Here is an 8,265-nt window from a genome sequence, read left to right as displayed (position 1 = left end):
CTGCAGCAGCGTCAGCTTGCCGCCCGGCAGCGTCACCGTCCAACTGCCGCGCCCAACGCAGCGCGGCTTGAATGACACCCACGCGACATAGACCATCAAGCCGGCAAGGATCAGCAGCGCCAGCACGCGGTTGACCGCCGGCGGCAACAGATCGACCGCAGACGCCGCTTCAGGATGATAGGCGACGCCGAGGCCGAGCACCGCGGCGTTGCCGAGCCAGAACGTCAGGCCGGCAAGGAAACACACCTTGGCGACGTCGATCGCGTCGAGCCCCCAGGCCGAGTAGATCCGGTAGCGCACCGCGCCGCCGGTCAGGGCGCTGGCGCCGACATTGTGACCGATCGAATAGCTGGTGAAGGCGGCGAGCGCGTTGACCCGGTAAGGCACGTCGTCGCGGCCGATCGCGTGAACGGCGAACAGATCGTAGAACGTCAGGGTGAAATAGCCGGCGGCGACGAACAATGCAGCGAGCGCGATCGAGGTCGGCTCGGTCTGGCCCATCGCGTCGAGCACGCGGTCGTGGTCGATGCCGCGCAGGATGTGGTACAGAACGTAGCAAGCGGCCGCGATGACCGCGATGCTGACCGCAACACCGAGTTTGTGCAGGATTTGCTTCTCGCGCAGAACTTCGATCGTTCTGCGTATTGCGATCCGCATCGAGACCTCGAATCCCCTTCGCCCGCGTTCTACCCCTGGTGTCCCGGCCCTGTCGCCGTGTTTCGGCCGGCCGCACATCGTTGGTAGCGTGTTTTCCAGCCAAGTGGAATTCGGTCAACGCCGCAGGACGGTGCGCGACGCTTCAAATCCGCTTCAGCCGGCCGGCTGCGCTTCGCATTCTTGGGGCTTCGTTGCAGCGCGGGACCTATCGTCGCAGCGCTCGGTCGATCACGGCCGAAAGCTGTCGTCAGGGCCGCTGCGATTGCCGCGCGACCACCCAGTAGCGGAGCCATGAACCGATGGCACACCCGATCAGATAGGCGGCCAGCATGGCGAGGAAAAGGTCGAGCCAGTAGCCGGCCCGGCCGGGAACCAGACGGGCGAGCGACAGCCCGACCAGCACCGCTGCGACGCCGGCGATACCGAGCCCGGCATTGCGCGAGAAGCTCGGGCCGCGATGCACCACCGAGATCCAGCCCACCGCGAAGCCGAGCAGCAGCGAACCGACCAGCCAGCCCCAGAAGAAATCCGCCAAAGCCACCATGCGTCACCTGACCACGAAATCGATCCGGCGATTCTTCGCCTTGCCAGCGTCGGTGTCGTTGCCGGCGACGGGGATCTTGCTGCCGTAGCCGAATGCTTGGAGACGCTCCGGCGACAGGCCGGCCCGCACCATATAGTCGACCACCTCGCGGGCGCGCTTTTCCGACAACGACTGGTTGAACGCAGGATCGCCGTCGCTGTCGGTATGGCCGGCGATTTCGATCTTGGCGTTCGGGCAGCGCATCGCGGTCTCGATCAGCCGGTCGAGCAGCGCGGCGGAATCCTTGTCGATGCTGGCGCTAGCGGATTCGAACTGGATGGTGGCCTTGGCCAGCAGCCCGTTGAACAATTGCTGGCACACCGAGGCATCGACCGGCGCGGCGGCCGGTTTGACCGACAGATCGGCCTTCACGGTCCAGCCCTGCGGCAGCTCCTTGTTCAGACCGCCGCGGATCTGATTGGCGGCGACCTCGTAAAGGGCGTCGCCGGACAAATGAACCTCACGGTCTGACAGTACCAGAGTGCCGGTCGACAGCCGCGACAGCGCGCCGAGCGCTGGCGTTGCGGCTTCGAGGAAGCCCTTCGGGGCACCGACGCTTGCCTTGAGGTTGTCGATCACCTTTTCGCTGAAGAACTTGCGGCCGGTGGCCGCGGCCAGCGCCGCATGCACATTATTGTCCGGCACATAGCCGTCGAGCGTAACCTGCCCGGCGACCGGGTCCTTGTAGGCCCGGAACACGTAAGGCGGCGCCTCGATGTCGTTCTCGCCAACGGTATAGCCGTCGGGAAGGCTGCGCAGCGCCGCGGCGATCGATTCACGGCCGCCGAGATCCTTCGCCATGCCCTTCAGCGCAACCTGGGTGCCGGTGAGGGTGATCTTGCCCTGCTTCAGCTTGGCGATCTGGTCGATCAGCAGCATCGCGGCGGCGTCGAACCGTTGCGGGGCGCCGCGCGCCAGCGCCATCCGGTCGACCACCTCGGTGCCATTCACCGCCGCCCGCGCGCCATCGGCCAGCCGGGTGCGGCTCGCCGGCAGCGGCGCGCTGCCGGTCAGGGTGACGCGAACGACATCGCGCTCAATTGACCAGACATAAGGAGAGGCTTCCGGTACCAGCTTGGTCCGGTCGTTCACCAAACGGAGGCTCGGCACTGCCTCGACCGCGGACACCGCGGCGCGGCGCCCTTCTTCGGAGAACGCCTCTGCGGTCAGCGTGATGTCGCGGCCCGCAGCGGTGATCTTCGTTTTGTCGAGGACGGTGTCCTTGAGCGCAGCCGTGGCGCGAGCGCCAAGATCGGCTTCCACGGCCGGCATCGTCGTCCAAGCGGCGATAGCCCAGAGGATAACCAACGGAATGGCGCCGGGCCACCATTTACCGCTGGAGCTGTAGAGTCCGCGCATTCCGCTTCCCGTGGATCAGAAGCAGAGAGAAATCAAACCGTTGGAGGGCTGTCAAACGCAATTCAAGGAAACAGCAACCAAAGTTGCGCTTCCCATAACCGTTTCTTCAACCGTCGGCGCCTAGCATCGTGCAGAAATTGAGCGGCCGCTATTCGATGAAGCACTTTCGCCACAATATTATCCGCGCCGGGCTCGAAGCCCTTTATTACACCGGCGCGCATCGGGTGCTGCGCCCGATCTTTTCCGGAATCGGCACGGTTTTCATGCTGCACAACGTGCGGCCGGCCCGCGACGATTCGTTTCAGCCCAATCGCCACCTCGAGGTCACGCCGGACTTCCTCCGCGCCACGCTGCGCCATCTTCGCGAGCTCGGAATCGATCTGGTGCCGATGGACGAGTTGCACCGGCGGCTGCGTGCGCGCGACTTCAGCCGACGTTTCGCCTGCATCACGCTGGATGACGGCTATCGCGACAACCGCGATTTCGCCCTGCCGGTGTTCGAAGAGTTCGGCGCACCGTTCACCGTTTTCGTCACCAGCGACTTTGCCGAAGGCACCGGCCGGCTGTGGTGGGTGACGCTGGAACGGCTGATCGCCGCCCAGAGCCGGATCGATGTGTCGATGGACGGCCAGGAGCTGCGTCTCGACACAGCGACGCCCGAGGCCAAGCAGGCGGCATTCGACCGGCTGCACGATCTGTTGCGAAGCCTGCCGAACGGCGGCGATCTCGATGCCGCGATGACGACGCTGTGCCTGCGTTACGGGATCGACGAAACCGCAGCGGCGCGCGAACTGTGCCTGCCTTGGAACGAACTGCGCAGCTTCGCCGCGCACCCGCTGGTGACGATCGGCGCGCACGGCATCACCCATTGCATGCTGCGCCGGCAGACCGAGCTGGTCGCCGCGCACGAACTCACCGGCAGCCGCGCACGCATCCAGGACGAACTGCAACAGGCGGTCGACCACCTCGCTTATCCGTATGGCGACAGGGCGTCTGCCGGTCCGCGCGAATTCGCGATCGCGCAGGCGGTCGGCTACAAGACTGCGGTGACCACACGCCCCGGCATGATGTTCGCCGAGTGCGCCGATCACCTCACCGCGCTGCCGCGGGTCTCGCTCAACGGTCATTACCAGGACGACCGGCTGTTGCCGGTGCTGACTTCCGGGGCCGCGACGGCAGTGTGGAACGGCTTCCGCCGCGTTGCTGCGGCGTGATTTCTTGACTCACCTCCCTGGCCGCCTCAAACAGGCGGCCAAAGCCCCGAGGGAGATGTCATGTTCAAGGATCTGTTTTCGCTGCAAGGCCGCGTCGCTCTGGTGACCGGCGGCTCGCGCGGCATCGGCAAGATGATCGCAGCCGGTTTTCTCGCCTATGGCGCAACGCGCGTTTACATCACCGCGCGCAAGGCCGCAGCGTGTCAGGCCACCGCCGATGAACTCACCGAAATGTATCCCGGCGAATGCGTTGCTCTGCCGATCGACATCTCGACCATGGCGGGCATCGACATGCTGGCCGCCGAGATCAAGCGCCGCGAGAGCTCGCTCGACATCCTGGTCAACAACGCCGGCGCCGCCTGGGCGGCCGACTTCGACGAATTCCCGGAGAGCGGCTGGGACAAGGTGATGGACCTCAACGTCAAGACGCCGTTCTTCCTGACCAAGGCGCTGGCGCCGCTGCTGCGCGCCGCCGCAAGCGCCGAACAGCCCGGCAAGGTGATCAACATCGCCTCGATCGACGGCATCTTCGTCAATCCGCTCGAAACCTATCCCTACGCGGCGTCGAAGGCCGGCCTGATCCACCTCACCCGCCGGCTGGCGGTGCGGCTGATCAAGGACCACATCGTCGTCACAGCGATCGCACCGGGTCCGTTCGCCTCCGACATGAACAAGGCGGCGCGGGACGAATCCGACGCGGTCGCCAAGCGTGTCCCGGCGGGCCGGATCGGCACCGATGAGGACATGGCCGGCACCGCCGTATTCCTCGCCTCCCGCGCCGGCGACTACGTGGTCGGCTCGACCGTGACGGTCGACGGCGGCGTCGCCTTCGCCAACCCGGGCATCAAGGGCGACGGCTGGGCGTAACGCCACCGCGCTTCGTCTCACGCTCGAAGCGCCAGAGCCCAACCTCTCCGGTCAAAATTGCTCCACCGCGACGCCCGCGCCCGAAAGCGCGCGGGCTGCGGTTTTGCGTCCCACCTGACGAAATTTGCCTTGAATTATAATGCATCGAACGGCATCCGTTCGATTGCTGGCGTTTTCGGCCGGCATTATCATTCTCCAGACAGATGCGAACGGACCGAGATGGCCGAGCCAGACGATACCGACGCGAGCTTTCTGCTCGACCTCGGCCGCCATGTCCGCACCATGCGCGGGCGGCGCGGCATGTCGCGCAAGGTGCTGGCCAAGGTCTCCGGCATCTCGGAGCGCTACATCGCCCAGCTCGAAAGCGGCAAAGGCAACGTGTCGATCATGCTGCTGCGCCGGATTTCCGAAGCGCTGGCGACGCCGCTCGAAGACCTGCTGCCGTCCAACGAGTCGTCGGCCGACTGGCCGGTGATCCGCGATCTGGTGCGGCGCGCAACCCCGGTGCAGATCGCCCATGCCAAGGACGTGTTGTCGGGCCTCGGCCGGTTCGGCGGACTGGAGCCGGAGGCGACCTTCCGCGGCATCGCGCTGATCGGCCTGCGCGGCGCCGGCAAGTCGACCCTCGGTAAGATGCTGGCCGACAGCATCGGCTGGAGCTTCGTCGAACTGAACCGCGAGATCGAACGCCAGAATGGCCTGTCGGTATCCGAGATCATCGCGCTGTACGGCCAGGAAGGCTTCCGCCGGATGGAGCAGACCGCGCTGTCGCGGCTGCTCGCCCGCCAGGAGCCGATCGTGCTGGCGACCGGCGGCGGCATCGTTTCCGAGCCGATCACCTTCGATCAGATCCTGACCTCGTTCTATACGATCTGGCTGAAGGCCGAGCCGGAGGAGCACATGGCGCGGGTGCGCGGCCAGGGCGACCTGCGGCCGATGGCCGACGACCGCGCCGCGATGCAGGAACTGCGCACCATCCTGCAGAGCCGCGAGCCGCTGTATGCCCGCGCCGCTGGCGTGCTCGACACTGCCGGGCTGTCGGTGGAAGCCGCCGCGCAGAAGCTGGTCGCGATGGTGTCGCCGGTGCTGAGCCGCGATGCCGGCGCGTTCGGCTTGCGCGAGGCTGCGCCGTAACCGCCGCTACGGCTTGGTGCGTTCGAACTGCCGCAACAGCTTGTTGCCGCGATCGACCGCCGCATCCATCGCGTCCTTCGCAGATTTTTCGCCGCGCACCGCGTGCTCGATCTCGTCTTCGATCGCGGCCCGCACCAACACGAACGAACCGAGCCGCAACCCGCGCGAATTCTCAGTCGGCGGCTTCAGCGTGATCTGTTCGATCGAGATCGCGGTGCCGGGATTGCGGTCGTAGAAGCCCTGCGCACGGGTCAGGTCGTAGGCCGCTTTGGTGATCGGCAGATAGCCGGTGTGCTGATGCCAGGCCGCCTGAACTTCCGGCTTCGACAGGTAAGCAAAGAACTTGGCGGCGCCCTTGTATTCCCCCGCCGTACGGCCCCGCAGTACCCACAGCGTGGCCCCGCCGATGATGGTGTTCTGCGGCGCTCCGGCGATGTCCGGCCAATACGGCAGCCGGCCGTAGCCGACGTCGAACTTGGCATTGGCCAGGATGTCGGCCCGCGTTGCGGACGAGCCGATGAAGATGCCGCAGTCGCCCTGCTGGAAGCGCGGTTCGGCCGCGGTGGCGCGGCCGCTATAGTCGAAGATCTTGGTCTTCTGCCAATCGGCAAGCTGCGCGATATGGCGGACCACCGCCGGGTTGTTGAACACCAATTCGGCATCGAGCCCGCCCAGCCCGTTCGACCGCGTCGCCAACGGCAGGTCGTGATAGGCGGCGAAATTCTCGATGTGCACCCAGGACGGCCACGAGGTGGTGAAGCCACAGGTCGCGCCGGCGTCAATCAGACGCTTCGCCATCGTCCCGACGTCCGGCCAGGTGGCCGGCGGCGCCTCGGGGTCGAGCCCGGCGCGCCGAAACAGCGCCTTGTTGTAGTACAGGATCGGCGTCGACGCGTTGAACGGGAACGACAACATGTTGCCGTCGAGATCGGTGTAGTACCCGGTCACGGCCGGCAGATAATCGGCCGGCGAGAACACTTCGCTCTCGTCGCGCATCAGCTCGTACACCGGATAGACCGCGCCCTTGGCCGCCATCATGGTGGCGGTGGCGATCTCGTTGACCTGCACGATCGTCGGCTGGCTGGAGGAGCGGAAAGCGAAGATCGCCGCAGTCACCGTCTGGGTGTAGTTGCCCTTGTAGGTCGGGACCACGCGGTAATCGGATTGCGACGCATTGAAATCCGCCGCCAGCTTCTCGAGCTGCCGGCCGAGCTCGCCGGACATCGCATGCCACCAGGCGATTTCCGTAGCGGCGCCGGCGGGGGCGATACCGGCAGTGGCGCAAACCAGCAAGGTGGCGGCGATTTGCGCGAGTCTTCCCAAAATTCCGGCCATCGCCTGATGCGCTCACTCCCGATAGCCATCGCCCAGGCTGATCTGCTAGCTTGGTGGGACTTCTCCGGTCCCTGCGACCGGCACCAACTGTATGGGATTGAACTTGCCGCTGTCCAGCCGAGCCGAGGTCCCTGACGGCAACACTGTGCGCGCCGCTGCAGAGGTCGACTGAGTTGGATCCGGTCGCCCAGCAGCCCGCTGATACCGAGCCACGGCCGGACCGGCGCGGCCGCACCGGGCTCGTCGGCATGGTGCGCGCGGTGCCAATCCGCTGGCGCATCCTGTCGATCGCGGCGCTGAACTCGCTCGTCGTGCTGGTGCTGGTGAGCCTGATCTGGAGCGGCACGCGGGTGCTGCGCACCGCCTGGGACGATGTCCGCCAGGTGCGGGAGTCCGACAAGATCCTGGCGCTCTTGGAAAGCGAGACCGGGCGGCTGCAGAACCTGATCCATCGCTACATCAATCAGCCGAGCCCCGATCTGTTTGCCGAAATCCTGCTGCTGCGCGAAGCGGTGCTGGGCACGCTGACCAACCGCGCCTCCACCGATCCGATGCTGTCGGGCTCGGTCGAGGAGCTGGAGCGCGCCCCCGAACGCTTCCTCGGCGGCTTCGGCGACCTGCGGGCGCTGCAGACCACCATCAAGTCCACCTACGAGAACCAGGTGCAGGCGCCGGCCCGCGATAGCGCGGCGCTGTTTGCGGTGATCGGCGGCGCCACCGGCCAGCGCGACGCGCTGATCCTGCCGCCGCTCGGCCGCGCCCGCGAGGCTTTCACCGCGATGCTGGTGGCGGCCAACTCCTACTATCTGTCGCTGTCACAGCAGGCTGCCGAAGAGGCGCAGCAGAACACCGAGACCATCGAGCGCACCATTCCGGTGATGAGCAATCTCGCCGACAACGATCTGCAGAAGATGGCGCTGGAAAAGCTGAAGCTGCGCACCGCGGCGCTGCGCGACGGCCTGCAGGAACTGACCGACCAGCTCGCCAAGCGCAGCGATCTCTTGCGCAACTCGATCGACGCCAGCCAGGCCGCCACCATCGCGGCGATCGACGCGCTGTCGGTGAAGATGCGCCAGCGCGAGCAGAAGGCGCAGGAGACGTTCGACCGCACCCTCC

At 66.2% G+C, this 8,265-nt stretch carries 7 protein-coding genes and 1 pseudogene; 4 read left to right on the top strand and 4 right to left on the bottom strand.

The window, feature by feature from the left end:
* The 3 genes from DYI24_RS16140 to DYI24_RS16130 form a co-directional block, all read right to left on the bottom strand.
* Positions 1-657, bottom strand: a 657-nt coding sequence (locus DYI24_RS16140) for a lysylphosphatidylglycerol synthase transmembrane domain-containing protein (protein WP_164573019.1), incomplete at its 3' end; no start/stop codon positions are given.
* Positions 658-904: 247 nt separating this feature from the next.
* Positions 905-1,201 carry a hypothetical protein gene (locus DYI24_RS16135; protein ID WP_107346314.1) on the bottom strand — a complete coding sequence of 99 codons (297 nt, stop codon included), beginning with the start codon at positions 1,199-1,201 and terminating at the stop codon, positions 905-907.
* Positions 1,202-1,204: 3 nt separating this feature from the next.
* Positions 1,205-2,599, bottom strand: coding sequence for an OmpA family protein (locus tag DYI24_RS16130; protein WP_164573018.1), 1,395 nt, complete (start codon positions 2,597-2,599; stop codon positions 1,205-1,207).
* A gap of 155 nt (positions 2,600-2,754) precedes the next feature.
* On the opposite strand from DYI24_RS16130, the gene DYI24_RS16125 reads away from it, so the two are divergent.
* The 3 genes from DYI24_RS16125 to DYI24_RS16115 all read left to right on the top strand — a co-directional run bounded on the left by DYI24_RS16125 (position 2,755) and on the right by DYI24_RS16115 (position 5,814).
* Positions 2,755-3,813 (top strand): polysaccharide deacetylase family protein, encoded by a 1,059-nt coding sequence (locus DYI24_RS16125; RefSeq protein WP_164573020.1) that lies wholly within the window; start codon positions 2,755-2,757, stop codon positions 3,811-3,813.
* 60 nt (positions 3,814-3,873) lie between these two features.
* A complete protein-coding gene (locus DYI24_RS16120) occupies positions 3,874-4,680 on the top strand; it encodes an SDR family oxidoreductase (RefSeq protein WP_011160318.1) in 807 nt (268 codons plus the stop codon).
* Positions 4,681-4,842: 162 nt separating this feature from the next.
* The gene (locus tag DYI24_RS16115) at positions 4,843-5,814 is read left to right on the top strand and encodes a helix-turn-helix transcriptional regulator (RefSeq protein ID WP_349627786.1); all 972 of its coding nucleotides are present in this window, start codon (positions 4,843-4,845) and stop codon (positions 5,812-5,814) included.
* A gap of 6 nt (positions 5,815-5,820) precedes the next feature.
* On the opposite strand, the gene ugpB is transcribed toward DYI24_RS16115, so the two are convergent.
* On the bottom strand, positions 5,821-7,149 hold the full coding sequence (ugpB, locus tag DYI24_RS16110; RefSeq protein WP_164573016.1) for a sn-glycerol-3-phosphate ABC transporter substrate-binding protein UgpB: 1,329 nt from the start codon (positions 7,147-7,149) through the stop codon (positions 5,821-5,823).
* A gap of 248 nt (positions 7,150-7,397) precedes the next feature.
* Here ugpB and DYI24_RS16105 point away from each other — a divergent pair.
* Positions 7,398-8,265, top strand: a pseudogene (locus DYI24_RS16105) (histidine kinase); the annotation flags it as partial.

The sequence above is a fragment of the Rhodopseudomonas sp. BR0C11 genome, from assembly GCF_010820945.1.
Classification (GTDB): Bacteria; Pseudomonadota; Alphaproteobacteria; order Rhizobiales; family Xanthobacteraceae; genus Rhodopseudomonas; species Rhodopseudomonas palustris_H.
This window is presented reverse-complemented; position numbering and strand designations above follow the sequence as displayed.

What these genes read in the sequence shown, in the direction of transcription:
- DYI24_RS16135 (WP_107346314.1), bottom strand. Translation starts at nt 1,201, where the DNA reads ATGGTGGCTTTGGCGGATTTCTTCTGGGGCTGGCTGGTCGGTTCGCTG.
- DYI24_RS16130 (WP_164573018.1), bottom strand. Translation starts at nt 2,599, where the DNA reads ATGCGCGGACTCTACAGCTCCAGCGGTAAATGGTGGCCCGGCGCCATT.
- DYI24_RS16125 (WP_164573020.1), top strand. Translation starts at nt 2,755, where the DNA reads ATGAAGCACTTTCGCCACAATATTATCCGCGCCGGGCTCGAAGCCCTT.
- DYI24_RS16120 (WP_011160318.1), top strand. Translation starts at nt 3,874, where the DNA reads ATGTTCAAGGATCTGTTTTCGCTGCAAGGCCGCGTCGCTCTGGTGACC.
- ugpB (WP_164573016.1), bottom strand. Translation starts at nt 7,149, where the DNA reads ATGGCCGGAATTTTGGGAAGACTCGCGCAAATCGCCGCCACCTTGCTG.